This window comes from Flavobacterium polysaccharolyticum, assembly GCF_038739875.1.
Lineage (GTDB): Bacteria > Bacteroidota > Bacteroidia > Flavobacteriales > Flavobacteriaceae > Flavobacterium > Flavobacterium polysaccharolyticum.
In genome coordinates this window covers 23,482-41,847 of record NZ_JBCGDP010000009.1, presented here as the reverse complement: position 1 = coordinate 41,847, position 18,366 = coordinate 23,482, and the positions used below count along the sequence as shown (strand labels likewise).

Below are 18,366 nucleotides of genomic sequence, written 5' to 3'. Positions count from 1 at the left end.
AGAAAAATGAAAAAGTATATTTATACGATGATGTTTGCCCTTATAGGTATCACTGTCGCACAGGCACAACGAATGCTTCCTAAACAGAAAGGACTGGAAGTAAACGTAGGAACGTTATCCAATGACCATCCTGGCAGGAACTACTACCTCAATATCGGTATGACCGTAAACGGTAAAAATGGCAATTATCAGCTTTGGGCTTTGGAATATACGCATCAGTATGATGAGTATAAAGACTTCCGCTTACCGCAGGAAACCTACACAGCCGAAGGGGGATACAGTTTCTTTCTGCTGGGCGATGCCCGTAAGAACATTAGCCTGAATGCAGGAATAACTGGTGTGTTGGGGTATGAAAGCATTAACCGTGGCGAAGCTCAGTTGTATGACGGGTCAATAATACTGACTGAGGATAATTTTATCTATGGTACAGGCGGAAGGCTGTCTTTTGAAGCATACCTATCCGACAATTTAGTAATGATTCTTCAAGGACATACAAAAGTTTTTTGGGGTACGGATCTGGAACAGTTTCGACCTTCAGCGGGTCTGGGATTAAGGATTAACTTTTAAAATATAAAACTATGACAGCATTTTTTAATAGATTCAGAATTGGATTACTGCCAATGTATGTATTGCTGACAATCCTAATAAGCTTCGTTACATCCTGTAGCAAAGACGAACTGGAAATACAAAATGATTTCCCTTTTGAGGTAAAAGTGATGCCCATACCCAAAGAAATTGTTAATGACAATACCGTTGAGATCCGGCTAGAGATACAGCCAACTGGCAATTACAGTAATACACAATACTATCTTCGCTACTTTCAGTTTGACGGACAAGGAACTTTGCAGTATTATGATGCTTTACCATATCTGCCCAACGATTTGTACCCGTTGCAGGCGAAGCAATTTAGGCTGTATTATACTTCGAAGTCCACTGTATCGCAATCCTTTGACGTATGGATTTCGGACAATTTTGGAAACGAAAAGCAATTGAGCTTTGAATTCAATAGCAGTAATTGATAAAATTATTGACGGTTAATATAAATTAAATTGACCTGCTATATTTAGCAGGTCAATTTTTTATTATTTTTTTAGATTTAAATCTTTGGTAATCAGGTGGTTTTTTAAATGGTATAATTGTAAAATTATTTTAGGTACTAGAGAATTATATAAGCATTGAAATAATAATAATGATTATGAAAATTTTTCTCATATTTTAACTATTTTAGGTGAAATATTTTAAGATTATATGTTTATATCAAAATTGTCACTAAGAAACTTTAGGAATTTCAGAAATGTTTCTCTGAATTTTAATAAAGGTGTAAATACCATTATCGGGGAAAATGGCTCAGGAAAAACAAATCTTTTTCATGCAATCAGGTTATTAGTTGATGAAAGTATGCCTAGAGGCGTAAGATTATATGAAAGTGATTTTAATCGTTCACTCGGAAAATGGACTGGACATTGGATAATAATTCAAATAGAATTTCAAGAACTTGACTCTAGTGAAGAAGCACAATCAATCGCTATGCATAAGATTGGTGCTGTCGATGATTTTGATACTACTCAAGGAACATATTCTATGTTTTTCCGTCCTAGGATTGAAATAAGACGAAATCTTTTTAAACTTTCTCAAAGTGATGACAAAACAGTCGAAGAATTGGAAAAACTACTAAGTGGAGTTTCATTAAATGATTATGAGTCAGTTTTTGCAGGAAGAGGAAATGTTGATTTCTCAGATGAGGAAACATACTCTCAATATGTAGGCAATTTTACTGAGATTACATTTCCTGATCCTGACGACGAACAAACGGATGTCTATGGTATAAAAATGTATGGCATCTCAATTCCTAATGAATTCGCCTGTACTTTTGCAAAAGCACTTCGGGATGTAGAGTCTGATTTACGCTCATATAGAGATAATCCATTATTGAATCTGTTAAGAGATAAAGAAAAAAATATTTCCATTGACAAAAAACATGAAATCGAAGAACAGGTTGATATTTTAAATAAGAATATTTCAGGCTTAGAGGAAGTAAAAGGAGTTTCAAAAGGTATTACCCAAACCATTAAGGAAGCCGTTGGTGAGACATACGCACCTAACGTAAATATTAAATCCGAATTGCCTTCAGAAATGGAAAAGATCCTTCAATCTTTAAAATTATGGGTAGGCGACCCTGATGAGGAAGGACACGAAGGAAGATTATGGGAATTGAGTCTTGGAGGAGCGAACCTGATTTATCTTTCACTCAAATTATTAGAATTTGAAAAAATAAAGAAAGACAACAAGATTGCAAATTTCATTTTGATTGAAGAGCCTGAAGCACATATACACACCCATATTCAAAAAACACTATTTCAGAAGTTAGATAAGGAAAGAACACAGGTGTTTATTTCTACTCATTCCACCCATATATCTTCGGTATGTGAAATAAGTTCTATGAATATTTTAGGGAGGGGTAAACAAAGGGCTCATGTATTTGCACCTTCAAGTAATCTTAAAGCAGATAAGATAATTAAACTGGAACGATATTTAGATGCCAACAGAACTAACTTATTGTTTGCAAAAGGGGTTATTCTTGTTGAGGGAGATGCTGAACACATATTGATTCCTGAAATTATAAAAAAAGTACTTGGGGTATCTTTAGATGAACTTGGAATCTCTTTAATAAATATTGGTAGTACTGGATTTGAGAATGTTGCTCAATTATTTCATAAAGACAGAATACATAGAAATTGTAGTGTTCTGACTGATAATGACCTTTCAATCGTTAAGTTGCCTAAAGACCCGAAGGATGATAATCAATACGAGAGAGATTGTCGTAATTCTCAAATCTCAGGAGTAGACAGAAAAGAAAAATTAGAACTTTTTTGTAAGGATAATAATTTCGTCAAACCATTCTATGCTAAATATACTTTTGAGGTTGATTTTTTACTTGAAGGAAATTCATACGAAATTATTCAAACAGTTGAAAAGGCATTTAAAAAACAACAGGATAAAGATCGAATTAAAGGATTGCTCGAAAATAAGGATGTTTCGATCTCTGGAAAAGAAGTTTTACGGTTAGCTGAAAAATTTAAAAAAGGCTGGTTTGCAATCATGGTTTCTGAAAAAGTAAGTAACATTACAGCTATTCCTGAATATATTTTAGACGCCACTGTATTTGCGTGTCCAACTCTTAATGAAAGTATATTACTTGCCATTGCAAAATATAGGCTTACAAAATTAAAAGATTATCATTACATAGGTGATACAACCGATTATAAGTCACTCCTTGATAAGATAATCTTAATTGAAGATGTAGCGGAGGCATTAGAATTCTTTATTGAAGAGTTACCTCATGATGTGTTGTCTAAATTAATAAGTAAATTAAATGCTTAAAGGTTTAAATCCCCAACAAACTGATGCAGTAATTGAGCCGGGAAATGTTCTTTTAACCGCATGCCCGGGAAGTGGTAAAACACGGGCACTTACTTACAAGATTGCTTATGAGTTAGAGCGTCTTACTAATTCTAAAAAAATCATCATAGCCGTTACCTTTACTAATAGAGCTGCTGATGAAATAAAAAAGAGAATACGTGAACTAAATGCTGATGATACTAATTTGTGGGCTGGCACAATTCATTCCTTTTGCTTGGAGTGGATTCTCAGACCTTATATGTGTTATTTGGATGAACTGAAAAATGGGTTTTCAATTTCAGATGAATACAATTCTGAAAATTTGATTGATGAGTTGAAAAAAACTTATGGACTTAATTTTTGGGATTCCGTGTCTACGAAATATCTACCAAATGGAGAAAAAGAAGAAACAGTTTATAGGGCATTAATAGATGAATACCACGATGCGCTTGCTAGTAAAAAATTGATTGATTTCGACCAGATACTCCATTATGCACATAAATTGATTTTAGGATATCCTAAAATCTCGGAAATCCTTAAAAATATGTTTCATTTGGTATGTGTAGATGAGTACCAAGACACACAACAGCTGCAGTATTCAATTTTGGCAAAAATAATGAAGGGAGCATCTGGGAATTGTAAGATGTTTTTTGTTGGAGATTCTGATCAAGCAATATACGGTTCATTGGGAGGTGTGGCAAAAGAACTTGAGGAGATTAAAAAGGAGTTTGGGGTTGTTTTCACAAGTAAAGAATTATCGGGAAATTATAGGTCTAACCAACAAATTATCGATTATTATCGAAACTTTCAAACTACTGACATTGATATAAAGGCATTAGGAACAAATGCAGATGATACTGCTGTGATAACCTATAACAGAGTAGTTCATAAGGATAATTTGACAGTTAGTATTTCAGAAATAATAAAGCAGAAAATTGCTGATGGAGTTCCTGAACATGAGATATGTGTTCTTGCACCGACTTGGTATCTTGTAATTCCTATGGGAAGGAAATTAAAATCACTTTTGCCCGATGTAAAATTTGATGCAGTCGGTTTATCTCCACTACTTAAAAATAGAGAGAATACTTGGTTTAAAATTGCAAGATTATTTCTTGTCTTACCTTCCCCAAAATCTTTCCTAATAAGAAAGCGTTGGGCATCAGAACTTATCAACGAGTTAGAAAGTTTAGGAATTATACTTTTTGAGGATAAAGAATTCAAATCAAAAGCATTATTGAAGTTAATAAACTCAATTTCATCCGAAGAGACTGATGGATTACAATATTTGGAGAAATGTTTTCTTGAATTATTTGAGAAATTAGGAATTTCAATTTCTTCAAATGAGATGCTTGAAGTACACTGGACAACTTTTTTTGATGGTGCAAAAACAAGACTTGAAAATTCCGATTTTGATTTAGCAAAAGATATAGAGAGTTTTAGAAAAATGTTTAAACATGAGGAAGGCGTTGTTGTTAATACTTGTCATGGTATTAAAGGAGAAGAGTTTGATACAGTCATTGCTTTTGGATTATTACATGGGAAATTACCCAATTGGAATGAAACTGGAATTAGGGCCGCTGAAAAATTATTATATGTAATTTGTTCAAGGGCTAAACGTGAATTACATCTTATATCAGAGACAGGTCGTGTAACAAATTCGGGGAGAGCTTATAATCCAACTTATCAACTTAGCTCAATTGAGTATGATTATAGTTGAATTGAGGGATTTTGCTTTGGCATAATCCGCAAGGTTGTTATTTAATTCATAGTGTAAAATTTCACATCACACTTTTTCCTTGTCGAAAATGATTTCATGAAAAAAGTAATAAGAATTATACCTCCAAAGCGGCGTTCTTTTGCTTCTTTTCTTTGGTCGCTGATGTGGAAAGAAAAGAAGTCCCCTAAAAAAAAATGAAAGGGATAATGAATATCCCTTAGAAATAAGATTGCAACCTGTTTGATAAAATGCGAAGAAAAGAAGGATGCGGGGGTGCATTTTGGCAAAGTGGTTGCGCCGATTAGACGCAAAAAGACTTTCCCGACCATAGGAGGGAGTGTCTTTTTGCGCCCGATTATGGCTATAAGGCGACTTTTATGGGATGGGTATTGAAATCCTTCAGATTGTGAAAAAATCCCCTGTAAGGTGTCATACCGTGTCGAAACAAGCTCCATAAAAGCGAACAACCCATTTGAGTTAAGGAGGAATTGATAAACAAATCCTGTTTTTCCAACGCTTCCGCTAAACTGCAACTTGGCGTGTCGTCTTCTTGTTCGGACCGCTTCAATAATTCTCCATATTCTTCCGTAATCATTGGTAGGCTTGCCACCGTTTCATATTTCTCCGAATTAGGTTGGAGAATGTTTCCTATGGTAGATAGCAACACTTGCCCTGTATGCTGGCTATTGCCAAAATCCAGCCAATATTTCGGTTCGTCCCTGTGGTGTCTATGATTACTAATTTCTTTCAGTATCTCAGCAACCCCAAATCTCGCCTGTACATTGTCCACACAGGTAATGTAAAGAGTTGCCTGCGCTTCTTCGGGTATCCTGCCCAAACTGTCCTTTTCAAACTTTACGGTTTTGGCTTTCCAATTTGTACCTGAAAAGCGGTTTGCACGGTTAATGAGGGCAACGGATTTGTACAATCCTGTTTCACTTTCTGCAAACCGCTGTCTTCCTAAATTGGCATTGGTCACTGTATCATCATCCCATAAGCGGACACGTAATCCTGCGTGTCCCAATTCAATTAAGCTGTGGTTCATTTCCATTAAAGCGGTCAAAACCTTTGAGCCTGTCCCGCCTGCACCGATTAGGTTTACCGCAATAGGATTGGTCGGGCTTATCAGATAGTTATCGGTAAAATGTACTTTTAGTTTCTCGGTATTCATAACAAAAGATTTTTAAGGGTTTTGTTGTTCTTTTTCAATACATCTTTAGGAAAGGTTTCGCTAGTTTCAATTAGTTTTTTCCAAAGGATTACACAATTCCCTTTTATAGGATTTTGTTTTCCTAGTAAATGGCTGAAATAGCTGTTAAAAAAGTAGCCTTCCCAAGCATTGGTAAATTCCTCCACGGAAGCGGAATTTTTAATGTCTATACTTACAGTTCCCATACATACTTTGCCGTCTTCATAAATATTGAAGAAAGGAGCATAATACAATAATGTATTTTCTGTTGGTCTTCTGTCAGTAGTAAGTGCAAATACAGCAAGGCTGTTTTTACTGGCATACCAAAGCATTGGCGGTACATACGCTTTGCCGTTGGGTATGCCCAAGCCGTTCACAAAATATAATTGCTGTTCCTGTGTTTTGGTGTACCAAAGCACCGTGCCTTTTTCGCTCTGATTGACATGCAATATATTGCTCTGCAAAATTCCTTTTGGCTTTAAAAAGGCTTTGTCCTTTTCTTTATCGGTGTGTAAAGCCATTGATAATGCTTTAGCTTCATTTACGGTTAATGGATGGGCATTGATAGGATTTCCGTTTTTGTCCATATCAAAATGCTCCACATACATATCGGTATTCGTTCCTTTGGTTTGGTAAAAAACCAATGCAGATTTTGGGTTGTAAAGCGTTCCGAAATTCTCGGTTATGTCGTTTGTGTTGTTCATTTTCTTGTCGTTTTATAATCATACAGTAGTGTGCAGAGTTCGTCCAAAAGGGCAAACAGGCGGTTTTCAAAATCAAGGCTAGTTTGTGTAATGTTGCTTCCGTCAAAGCGCTTAAAAATGGTTGGTTCTGCCATTGCTCCATACTCGTTAAACTCATTGTTAATACTATCGGCAAGCCTCTCATATAACCAACCTGTGGTATCTGCTATAAAGGAAATGTATTTTTCCATTCCAACAGTTTCGTAGTTGTTTTCATCATTATAGGGGTCTTCTTCGAGTCTTGGTGCGTTTCGGAAAATGCTCTCGTGTGGATATTGTGCATAAAGGGCAAAGGCATCGCAAGCCACTTTCTGGCATTCCAAGTCGAATGTGTCACGGGTTTTGAAGTTGTTTAAACGCTGTTCAAACACCTGTAAATTGATACGATTGAATAGCTTCTGTTCTATCCTTTCGCCTATCCATTCGGCTTTTACAATCTCTGCAATACAGCTGTCCGTTTCTTCGGTATAATCATCCTGTTCGACCCAATCGTTCATCATTTCGTACAGCCAATATAAATAGCTGTTCTCTTGTCTGTAATAGGGTATATCGACAATATGGTACAGATAACTGCAAACTGAAACAAGCAATTGCGCCGTATTTTTGCGCTTTGGGTCATGGAGCATTTGAAAGAGTGGCACAATAGGGATATAGTACAGGGTTGTGCCTGTATTGTATCGTTCTTCGCTCGTGAAAAATGTTTTCTTACTATCCTGTATCAAACGTAAATTATTCCAATTGACATTGTTCTTTTTTAACTTGGTTTCAGCATCCCACATAGCCAAAGCCATATTGTAAGGATAGCCATAATCTTTCGTTTTTAATGGTTCAATGTCGTAATGTTCTGCAAGCTGGGAAAGGGACTTGTAAAAATCCCTCTCCGTTTTTGCAGTTCTCTTACAAGCCTGTATGGATTGCACTGCTTTCAGTTTTGGCAGAAACGTACACTTTAGAAAACCGTTGGTAGCATTGCTATCGGTACAGATTTCTGTTTGTCTTTCAGTACTTCGTTTGTGTCTTTGGCTCTTTGCATCCAATTTGCGAACTCGCCCAATTGTTGGTGCAGTTGCCGTTGTGTTTTCTGTTCGGGTATGCTGATAGTACCCGATAGGATATTGCGCTGCATAGTTCATCGTTTTTGAATTTTTAGTTTAACCTTTCGTTCCTATTACGCTTTCTAATTTATATTCTATCGCATCATCGCGGATAATAGGAGCAGATACTTTGGCGGTGGTTAATATGGGGTAGGTATTGGCATAAAAATTCAATACTGCTTCCACACTCCAGCGAGGTTCGGGGTCGGTCAGTCTGATGTCCTGTCCTTTGTCTTTAAGTATAAATACTCGTTCTAATTGAGTTGCTAATAACATAACTATTGGATTTTGGGTTAAACTTGAGGCTGTTCCGTTGCAAACAGGCCTGTTGAAGAAAATTTGTCTGAGAGTTCCGATTTACGTTTGCGAATCTCGTCCGCTTTTTCTGGGTACTCGCTAATTTCGGGTACTTTCATCCACGCTTCACGAAATTTGCACTCTTTCTCCAATTCGTCTGCCTTTGCCATACCGTCTTTAAACTTCTTGTCCTTGGCTTCCTGTTCTTTCTGCTCTTTATCGGTTTTTTCTTTTTCCATTGCCGATTGCTTTTTAGCTTCTTCCAATTGCTTCATAAAGGCTTCCATATTTACCATTAAGCCCGAAGCAGTTTGCAAAGGAGTTGTTATCTGCTGAAAGAAACCTTCGTCTAATTCGTCTGCCGTTCCCCTTAAATTAAGGGGTGGTATCAGTTGTTTTGCGTTATCGCCACATTGCTCATTTTGAAGAATTATAGAAACAATAAGATTATTGTCTATACCCTTTGATATAGTGAGTTGTAAGTCTCCTGTAATATCCATTTGGACTATCTGATTGAAAAAATTTGCATTCATAGTTCTTGAATTTAAATTAACATTTTTTATATTTTACGATTTTAAAAGCGACCACCTTTGCAGGCAGTCGCCTGTAAGGATTAATTAAGGTTTAGGATTTCTGTACCAGCTGTTGAAAAAGCACTACATAATTCAAATGCTTTCTGAGACTTTAACTGTGCTGTACCACCCATTACAATGGATTGCAGTTTGGCTTCATTATCTTTGTAATTGCGAACATTTTGATAGTAGCCTGTCACGGCGTTGTACGCTCCAAACAAAGTGCCTTTGGTTGTTTCCATCTGCTGTGTATCACTAACCATAGCATAGGTAAAAGCATCTTCTACTGTGTTTTTGAACAAGGTGGAAACTTCATCTTCCGCACCTTTTTTCAATAAATCAAATGTTTCCTTATTTGGACAAAGCGCTAATTGGATTAGTTTTTTTACCTCTTGGTCAGTTACTTTTACTTTAGCCCATTGGTTGAATATGCCCTCTAATTGGTTGCTCAGTGTATTTGCTAATCCCATAACTTTATGAGCATCATCCAAACGCTGTTTTGCTCCCGAAGTATGTTTGATGCGTACTACGTTACTCATCGAGCGAAGGGAGGCGTTAAGGGTGTTTTGGCATACGATACGGATAGGTGTAAACGCTGCGGTAATGCTTCCGCTGCCATCGTGCGAAGTAGTCAAAAAAATATACTTTTCGGTAACATCGTCGCCATTGCCTACTCGGATATAGTCGGGCAGTTTTGCCGTAATAAAAATGCGCTTCCCGTTGCCTAATGCTCCTGCGGTTTCATATAATATGCCTTCGTCACCGCCTACAATAGCATCAAAGAAATTGAACGCCTCACGGTTTTGGACGATGTGGTAATCTTTGCCTACCACACCCAATACGGCATTGTTATCGGTGCGGATATTGGCAAAGTAGTTAGGTACTTCCAATTCGCTGTTGCCTATCTCTATACCGTTTGCCGTTTCAATAATGCCCGAACCTTTGGTATATAGGGGTGTTTTAATGACTTCATAGTCTAAGCCTGCGTGTTTTATGGCTTCTTCGCTTGTTGGGTATTGCTCTACAATCTGCCCCAAACCGTGCCACGCTTTTTGGTTTACGCTAAAGAACGAATAGTTTCCTGTTTTCTCGTTGAAATTGATATTATGTGCCATGATAAAATGATTTAAAAAGTTTAAATATTATTTAGATACTCGTTGTTAAAATGGGAGGTCGTCCTTTGTATCGTCATTGTTGTTTACTGTAGGAGCTTGTACCGCATCTGCTTTTTTACCTCCCCCGTGCAGTTTGATTTGGGAGGTGTTGAAATTCAGTCCTGCGTGCGGTTGTCCGTCACTGCCTGTCCACGCTCTTGCGCTCACTTTGCCTGTAAGTTCTACCACCGTACCTTTTGTGAGTATCTGCGCTACTTTTGGACTAAGCCAGTATGCGCAATCGAAATACGTTGTCTGCTCTATGCGTTCGCCCGCTTTGTTTTTGTAGCTGTCGTTGATGGCTACCGAAAAGTTTACTACTGTTTTGCTGTTCGACACGTTGCGTACCTGCGCATCCGCTGTCACTCTTCCTGTAATGTTCATAATTTCTACGATTTTTAGTGATTAATTTTTTTTGAAATTTTATTCGGCAATGAGAGGAGGTGCTGTTTTGTTTCATCAAATCCATTTTTAATATTTTACTTTTCATTGCTGACATTTTTTTTATTCGTCTAAAGAGCCGGAGTATGCTATGTTTCGTTTCGGGAGCATAAAAAGGTTAGTGTTTAGCAATAGCAAGGTTTTGACAAAAAATACAACCCGGATGGGTGGAGATTTTTTGTCAAACCTGAAGGGCTTGACCTTGCTATTGCGTTAAGAACACGGAGTTACCTTTGCTGCTGAAATGAGACAAAAGAATACCGGTTCTTGAATAATAAAAATGATGGGGAAGCACTGGAAATTATATGGTATAAATAGAATAGAGATCAAATAATGTGCTGGGTACTAAGAGTAAAGAATTGCCATAATATAAAACTAACTTTGATGCTAAATACTATTTGCAAATCGTCTTTTGATACTTTTGATTTATTATTTTTTCAAAAAAAATAAATTGTGATTCTTATTAAAAAACATATTTTACTTACATTCACCAAAGCGGAAATTAACTTAAAATTGAAGATTTATGCACAAAAAATTTGTTGATACTATACATGAAGAAAAGGCCAAAAATGACAGCAATTCACGGGATCTCGCCCGTACACTAAATGTATTATCCAAAACAGTTTTTGGTGAAGTAAACCGGTTCATTTTTGAGTTGCTGCAAAATGCTGATGATTCTTCCTCAGACGGAAGCCCAATTAGTGTTCGCTTTCAACTATTGGATAATTACCTTGTGTTTTCCCACGACGGTAAACATTTCACTAAAGAAGATGTTCAGGGCATATCGGGGATTGGCAACCGTGCAAGTGATAAGGATAAAAATGTGGAGAAAACAGGTTATAAGGGTATTGGTTTTAAATCTGTCTTTGGCTCATCGGACTATGCACACATAGTTTCTGGAGGCTTCTCATTTCGATTTGATAAAAAATTTGAGGGTTTTGCTAACCCCGAAGAATATCCCTGGCAGGTTGTGCCGATCTGGACCGATCAGGTTGCTAGTGAAGTTGCAGGCTCTTATGACGAGGATTGGGTAAATACAATTATCGGTATCAGCGACCGTGAAAATATCAAACGAGAGATTATTAAAGTTTTTGAGGACTGTCAAATTATACTTTTTCTGCGTAAGGTTAAAACTGTTACACTCTTTGACAGGGATAAAAAAATATTTGAAGTAACCAAAAAAGCCTCGCAGGATGTTGTAGACCTTTACAATAATGGTAAGTTACATAGTTCTTGGATATTTAAAATAATGGATCTGCCAATTAGTGATGAATTGTCTGCAAAACTTAATCAGCTTTCCGATACTGAATGCCCTCAGAAATTAAAAGAAGCAAAGGCGACAAAATTAACCTTCGCCGCACAAGTTAAAGATCAGCATTTAGTACCTATTAAGAGGGCTGTAATTTATTCGTACCTGCCAACAAAAGCAAATAAGGAATTTCCCTTTCTGATCAATGGAGATTTTCTTACTAATGCAGAGCGAACCGAATTGATGCCTAATATTTGGAACGAATTCTTGTTTACTGAAATTGCTAGACGGCAGTTAGAATGGTTTAGCGATTTACAACAAACTCAATATCGTTTCGATGTCCTTAAATTATTAAACGGCAAGTATCCGGCATATTCAGGTTTAAAAATCGATATTGCATATAACAAAAGCCTTGAGGAATCAGCTGTGGCAATCGATTTTTTGCCAGAACAGTCTGGTGAGGATACAGTTGTAATCTCACAAAGTGTAGTGGACAATACCGGCTTTTCGGAGTACTTCTCTCCATCCTTAATAACAGATTATCTCGGCATAACCGATTCGCATGGAATAGTAGATCTGCGGATGGAAAGTCAATCCTGCTTAATACCGTTAGGAGCCAGACAGTTTACTTTTTCCCAGGTGCTGGAACTTGTAAAATCTGATGCTATTGATGATGCCAATGGAGCAATTAATTTAATACGGTTCTTTTATAACAAGACAATCAACGGTAATAATCCAACCTGGCTGCCACAATTGGAATCGGCACCTTTTATTATGGATGAGTCTGGACAATACAAAAGTCCGCAGGAAATTTTCATGCCGGCAGAGACAGTAACTCCAGACATCAATTTTGAAAACCTCAATTATGTCCATGAGGATGTTTTAGCTTTTTACGGCGATAAAAAGCATGTAATTAAATGGCTCCAGGTATTGGGGGTGCGGGAACCCACTGATCTGGAAGTTGTACGAAAAGCCATCCTTCCGATGATTAAGAACGATGATATCAATGAGCAAAACAGATTAGTCATCACTCGCTTTATTTTTAAAGTATATCAGGCAAAATTACTCTCAGATAGTGATTATCTGGATTTGAAGTTTTTGAAGGTTTTAACTACCAATGGTCTAAAGATGCCAAGTCATTGTTATCTTTCAGATAAGTACAATCCTGAAAAGAAACTCTCAACGATTTTGCCAAATGCAAATTTTTTGGCCCAAGACTATATAGAGACTGAAGAAGATTCCACAGACTGGAAGGTGTTTTTCAAAAAGATTGGCATAAGAGAAAATATTTCTATTGATCTTATCGATGAGAAAATAGAAAGACAAAAATTTGCAAGATCATATCCTGAGGCAACTGATTATCTAAACTGGCTGGATAGTACAGAAGCTTATCCTTCGTTGTATCGTCTATATCGCAACAGTGGACAACATTATATACAGAACTACACTGCAATTGAATTCAGGTCAAACCTATTGCAGGCAGCTTTTTCTAAGTTCTTTTGGACCAAAATGCTTGATAGTTGGGAAACATTTAAACATAAATGCGACATTACGCAGTATTATTATCGCGGAGGCAGTAATATTGTTCCGAGTTTTATTGAATATTATGTTAAAAATTTTGAATGCATTCCCTGTACAGATGGTCAGTGCTATAAGTCTACTGATGTTTTTGCGCCTTCTTTAAAATCAATTATCGGTCAGCATCTACCGGTTGCAGATTTACCGGCATCGATGACTGTAGGACAAATAGATTTTTTTAAATTCAAGAAAATTTTTAGCATGGAAGAGTGCCTGCATCTACTTAATCTGATCGGCTCGCAGCCACTTAATAGCGATACTAATAAACAGTTATTTTCGATTTATGACCAGCTTATCAGTCAGCCTACTGATGTAGTAAGTTCTTTAAGATCGAAAATTGCGCAGTGGAAGACCAGTAGTTATATGCTTACTATCGACAACACTTTCGAGCGAGCAGCTGACCTGTACATATTTGCTGTACATAACGCTCAGGCGCCAATGGGGAGCAATAGATTTCTTAAAGTTCCACCAAGGTCAAAAGACGAAATAAAAGCGTTATCCGAGTTTTTAGATATTCCAATGATAACTTATGATTTGCTAGAATTTGTTCCTTTGAATATAAGGGAGGACGTTGAACTTCAACAAGCGCTTATGAAACGCGCGCCATTTCTTGCATTCATTTACTCCAAAAAAAGTACTGATAACTATCAAAAAGTGCTTTCTAAGATTACATCAAGTTTTGAGAATACAAAATTTATAAATGCAGAATCACTAAGCTTGGTTTACAAAGATCAGGAGCAAGTGATTGTAGATTCAAAGATCGACTGCTGGCCGGGACAATATGGCGAGTTTTATTTTACAGGCAAATGGAATTCGCCTGTAACTTTATACAGTCTTAGCAACAGCCTATGCGATCTTTTAAAATTGGAAGGTATGGAACGGGAATTCGGATTAACGATGCAACTTCAGCCTGAAGACATCTATTCATGGCTTCAGGAACAGGGTTATCCTGTGGGTGAAATCCCTGAAGACGGCTTTTATCTGGGGACCAGCTCTGAATATTCGGAGGAAACAGGAGATACGGAAAGTCCTTATACAGGTGTAGATATCGATTTTGAAAATGTTTTTGTACCTGAGGTACAAGTTGAAGATATTAATTTTGAAAACGTTACTGCTGTGGTAAATAACCTGTCCCAAGTGACGGTTACTACTTCCAAAATTTACAAACCGATTGAAAATTCGCAAGTCAAAGTTGATATAGGACGATGGTCTGAAGAATATGTTAATAAATATCTTCAGGAGAACAAGGATAGCTTTACTGAAATCACCTGGCATAACGAGACGGCTGAAAGTTACCTCCCTTATGATTTTACGGTTATGGAAAAGGGGATTGAAAAATGCATTGAGGTAAAAGGTACACCATCTCTCACAAAGGAGATGATAAAACTGTCTTTACAAGAGTGGAAGCAAATGTTTATTCATGGTAATAATTATTCAATTTTTAGAGTCTATGGTGCTGGCACAATTAAAAGCAGATTGGAACGCAACGATAATATTAAAGGTGAAATAGAAAGTGGGAAGCTATTAGAATTTCCAGTCGAGATTTTTCTCCCCTAGTACGATTATGCAAATTTTTATCGCACAGTATTATTGAAATTACTCGCTCTGCTCTCTAAAAGTAATAATTACAATAGATATAAAAAGCGATCACAAAATCATAAATGATAGATAAACTATATTCGAAAGTTACTATAATATTGCGCATCAGCAAGATAAATATAGAGTCAATTACAAAATTATTTAATTTTTTTTTTTTAATTTGAGAACATAAAAATTGGTCAATCCTTAAAAAAAAACTACATTGTGCGGTTATTTCAATACTTCTAGAAACAAATAAAAATAGTGAATAAAGGAGAAACAAATATACCTGATACTTGGAAATGGGTAAGTATAGGAGATATTGCTGTGACAAGTAGTGGCGGTACTCCCGATAGGCAAAATTCAAACTATTTTAAAGGTAATATACCATGGGTAAAATCAGGAGAATTAAATTATAATATAATTACCGGAACTGAAGAATATATTACAGATGAAGCATTAGCCTTTTCTAGTGCGAAGATATTTCCTAAAGGCTCATTACTAATTGCTTTGTATGGTAATACTGTTGGAAGGATGGCTTTTCTTGGTGTTGATGCATCAACTAATCAAGCAGTCGCATCAATTACACCTTTTCTTGTTAATCCAAAATACCTTTATTACTATCTCTTTTCATCAAAGGAAGACCTTTTAAATAAAAGAGAAGGAAGCGCCCAGCCAAATATCAGCCAAAAAGTATTGAACGAATTTACTTTCCCTCTAACATTTATTGAGGAACAAAATAGAATCGTGGACAAGATTGAGGAAATTTTTAGTGAATTAGATAAAATCATTTCTCAGTTAACTGAATCACTCAATAAAAGCGATTATTTAAAAGCTAAACTACTTGACAGACATATTATAAATGATGCAAAATATGTAAAGTTGGCCGAACTAGTCGATTCAATAAATTATGGATATACAGCTAAATCCTCCAAAATAAAAAAGGATAATAGTTTGCATTATTTGCGCATAACCGATATACAAAATGGCAAAATTGACTGGAATACAGTTCCGTATTGTGAAATTACGGAGAAAGACGACATTTCAAAATTTAAATTGCAAGAAGATGATATATTGTTTGCTAGATCTGGAAATACGGTAGGTAAATCAATTTTAATTAATAGCTTACAAGATTCGTTGTTCGCATCGTACCTAATAAGGATTAGATGTGCAAAAACTATACTTAGTCCAAAGTTTCTGTACTATTTCATGCAAACTAATTTTTACTGGAAACAAATTAACGAGGGCACTACTGGTATTGGACAACCAAACTTTAATGGAACTAAGCTTGCAAATTTGATGGTTCCTTCACTTGATATTCACACACAAAATAATATTGTAGAATTTATTGAAGTCAACTTTGATGAAATTGAAAAATTGAAAAATGAAATTGAAAACAATATTCTAAAAACTAAGCTCTTAAAATCAAAAATTCTGCAAGATGCCTTTTCTGGCAAATTAATACCTCAAAATTTTCAAGGCAGTATAGACGATTTATTACTCCGCATTAAAGAGGCGAAGGAAAGTTATGCAAAAGGTACTCTTGAGAAAAATAGAAACAAAGCGAAATTAAAGAAAAAAGAAGTAGATTTATATGAGATAATCTCTAGTAATTATAAAAACAGACCATTTTCATATTCCGAAATTTTTACATTAACTAAGCTACCGAAAAACAAACTAAGAACTAAATTTCAAGAATTGGAACAAAAAAAATTAGTGATAAATTATTTTGATGAAAAATCTGAAACGATAAAATATACTGTTGTATGAAAATCCGAAGACTTTTAATATATGATATTGACTACAAACCCTTAATGAACGGAGTGGATTTATTTTTTCCTAAAACGGAAGATAGTTTTATCCATGCAAATTGTTTTATTGGGATTAATGGTTCGGGTAAGTCTCAAATATTGGAATTAATTGCAGAAATATTTTTATACTTAGATGGTTTGTTCAGGCAAGAAAATAAAAACGAGAAAGAAAATTCACCATTTGGTTTTAGAATTGAGTACGAAATTCTAGTTGAAACCGCTAAATATCTTGTAATTATTGACTGTGAAAAGACTAATCTTAAAAAGAAAGAAATAATAATTGAGATTATAAATTCAGGTGGGGAATCAATTGCATTTGAAATAGATGATTTTAATAAATTTTTGCCTTCTAAAGTTATTGGTTATACTTCAGGTGATAATGAAACATTAAGCTTACCATTTGATTTGTACTATGACGAGTATGCAAAATACACAGCGAATCGTGCACTCAATAGTATCAAATTCAAAGAAAAATACAAAGATGCTGTTGATTATGAACCCATGTTATATTTCATGAATTATAATACAAACTTGGGGATAACAATAAGCAGTTTAATTTTTGAAGATACTCATCCTACGATTGCAATTATTAAGAAAGAATTACAAATTAAAAAATTAACGAGTTTTACAATAACAATCCAAACTAATCAGAGAAATGCGCCATTTTATAGTACAAAAGGAGATGGCGGAATAAAACTTACAACCGAGCTGGAACTTTGGAAAGATAAACTAATTAAATGTTGTCCAAAAGCTGTACAAGATGAGGATGATACAAAGTTTAAGAGGTGGATATTAGAATATGAATTAGATGAAGTAACGATCAAACTATTTAAGCATCATTTTAATAGTCCTCTGGAACTCTACACAGCTCTTTATAAATTGGAGTTATTAAATAATTTGATAATAAAGGATGATATAGTAAAAAAAATTAAGAGTGACAGGAAGGAAAGAAAGCTTGTTACCCGAATGCCAATGGTATCAGAAGATGATAAAGTTCTAAGTTATTCTGAACTTAAACTAGAACTAGAAAATGGGAGTATAGTAGATTATTTGAGTTTGAGTGATGGAGAACATCAATTTTTAAATGTGTTTGGAACAATTTCAATGATCGGACAAGATAACTGTCTATTTCTTTTAGATGAGCCAGAAACGCATTTTAATCCAAAATGGAGGAGAACTTTTATAAGTACCTTGAAAAAGTTGACTGATGGCAGACAGCAAGATATGTTTATAACATCACATTCACCATTTGTGGTTTCTGATACGAAAAAAGAAAATATTTTTATATTTAAGAGAGAAAAGGATAAGATTAATATCTCTGAACCTTCACAGGAGACTTACGGTGCTTCATTTGATGAAATCTTGAAAATGGCATTTGATATAAAAATACCTATTTCAGAGGATTCGTTATTATTTATACAAGAACTTGAGAATAGCACTGATATCGATTTAATCGAAAAGCAAATAAAAGAACTGGGGGAATCTTATGAATTAAGTTCTCTACATCGAAGAATTGAATTCTTAAAATCCTTAAATAATTAATT

Annotated in this window: 14 protein-coding genes; 7 read left to right on the top strand and 7 right to left on the bottom strand. The window is 35.5% G+C overall.

The genetic code is table 11. The features are described from left to right. The first annotated feature begins 6 nt into the window (after positions 1-6). The 4 genes from WFZ86_RS10470 to WFZ86_RS10455 all read left to right on the top strand — a co-directional run bounded on the left by WFZ86_RS10470 (position 7) and on the right by WFZ86_RS10455 (position 5,116). Entirely contained in the window at positions 7-567 is a 561-nt protein-coding gene (locus WFZ86_RS10470) for a conjugal transfer protein TraO (RefSeq protein WP_342691896.1), read from the top strand. Between the two features lie 11 nt (positions 568-578). Next, complete coding sequence (locus tag WFZ86_RS10465) at positions 579-1,019, top strand: DUF3872 domain-containing protein (protein WP_342691895.1); 441 nt, start codon at positions 579-581, stop codon at positions 1,017-1,019. A 229-nt stretch (positions 1,020-1,248) separates the two neighbouring features. Beyond that, entirely contained in the window at positions 1,249-3,381 is a 2,133-nt protein-coding gene (locus WFZ86_RS10460; RefSeq protein ID WP_342691894.1) for an AAA family ATPase, read from the top strand. Continuing rightward, the gene (locus WFZ86_RS10455) at positions 3,374-5,116 is read left to right on the top strand and encodes a UvrD-helicase domain-containing protein (protein ID WP_342691893.1); all 1,743 of its coding nucleotides are present in this window, start codon (positions 3,374-3,376) and stop codon (positions 5,114-5,116) included. The genes WFZ86_RS10460 and WFZ86_RS10455 overlap by 8 nt, the downstream gene beginning before the upstream one ends. Before the next feature lie 361 nt (positions 5,117-5,477). Here WFZ86_RS10455 and WFZ86_RS10450 read toward each other — a convergent pair whose 3' ends face one another. The 7 genes from WFZ86_RS10450 to WFZ86_RS10420 form a co-directional block, all read right to left on the bottom strand. Next, the gene (locus WFZ86_RS10450) at positions 5,478-6,287 is read right to left on the bottom strand and encodes a PRTRC system ThiF family protein (protein WP_342691892.1); all 810 of its coding nucleotides are present in this window, start codon (positions 6,285-6,287) and stop codon (positions 5,478-5,480) included. Continuing rightward, positions 6,284-7,009, bottom strand: a complete 726-nt coding sequence (locus WFZ86_RS10445; protein ID WP_342691891.1) for a PRTRC system protein B — start codon at positions 7,007-7,009, stop codon at positions 6,284-6,286. The genes WFZ86_RS10450 and WFZ86_RS10445 overlap by 4 nt, the downstream gene beginning before the upstream one ends. Further along, entirely contained in the window at positions 7,006-8,181 is a 1,176-nt protein-coding gene (locus WFZ86_RS10440) for a hypothetical protein (protein ID WP_342691890.1), read from the bottom strand. The genes WFZ86_RS10445 and WFZ86_RS10440 overlap by 4 nt, the downstream gene beginning before the upstream one ends. An 18-nt stretch (positions 8,182-8,199) precedes the next feature. After that, positions 8,200-8,418: a PRTRC system protein C gene (locus WFZ86_RS10435; RefSeq protein ID WP_315142480.1), complete on the bottom strand. Its 219-nt coding sequence runs from the start codon at positions 8,416-8,418 to the stop codon at positions 8,200-8,202. A gap of 17 nt (positions 8,419-8,435) precedes the next feature. Further along, complete coding sequence (locus WFZ86_RS10430; protein WP_342691889.1) at positions 8,436-8,972, bottom strand: PRTRC system protein E; 537 nt, start codon at positions 8,970-8,972, stop codon at positions 8,436-8,438. 80 nt (positions 8,973-9,052) lie between these two features. Continuing rightward, positions 9,053-10,126 (bottom strand): DUF932 domain-containing protein, encoded by a 1,074-nt coding sequence (locus WFZ86_RS10425; RefSeq protein WP_342691888.1) that lies wholly within the window; start codon positions 10,124-10,126, stop codon positions 9,053-9,055. Positions 10,127-10,171: 45 nt separating this feature from the next. Then, positions 10,172-10,549 carry a single-stranded DNA-binding protein gene (locus WFZ86_RS10420; protein ID WP_342691887.1) on the bottom strand — a complete coding sequence of 126 codons (378 nt, stop codon included), beginning with the start codon at positions 10,547-10,549 and terminating at the stop codon, positions 10,172-10,174. A gap of 580 nt (positions 10,550-11,129) precedes the next feature. Between WFZ86_RS10420 and WFZ86_RS10415 the strand changes: the two genes are divergently transcribed. From WFZ86_RS10415 to WFZ86_RS10405, 3 genes are all read left to right on the top strand, one after another. Beyond that, on the top strand, positions 11,130-14,990 hold the full coding sequence (locus WFZ86_RS10415) for a sacsin N-terminal ATP-binding-like domain-containing protein (RefSeq protein ID WP_342691886.1): 3,861 nt from the start codon (positions 11,130-11,132) through the stop codon (positions 14,988-14,990). A 285-nt stretch (positions 14,991-15,275) separates the two neighbouring features. Then, positions 15,276-16,781: a restriction endonuclease subunit S gene (locus tag WFZ86_RS10410; RefSeq protein ID WP_342691885.1), complete on the top strand. Its 1,506-nt coding sequence runs from the start codon at positions 15,276-15,278 to the stop codon at positions 16,779-16,781. After that, complete coding sequence (locus WFZ86_RS10405; protein ID WP_342691884.1) at positions 16,778-18,364, top strand: restriction system-associated AAA family ATPase; 1,587 nt, start codon at positions 16,778-16,780, stop codon at positions 18,362-18,364. The genes WFZ86_RS10410 and WFZ86_RS10405 overlap by 4 nt, the downstream gene beginning before the upstream one ends. Positions 18,365-18,366: the final 2 nt, after the last annotated feature.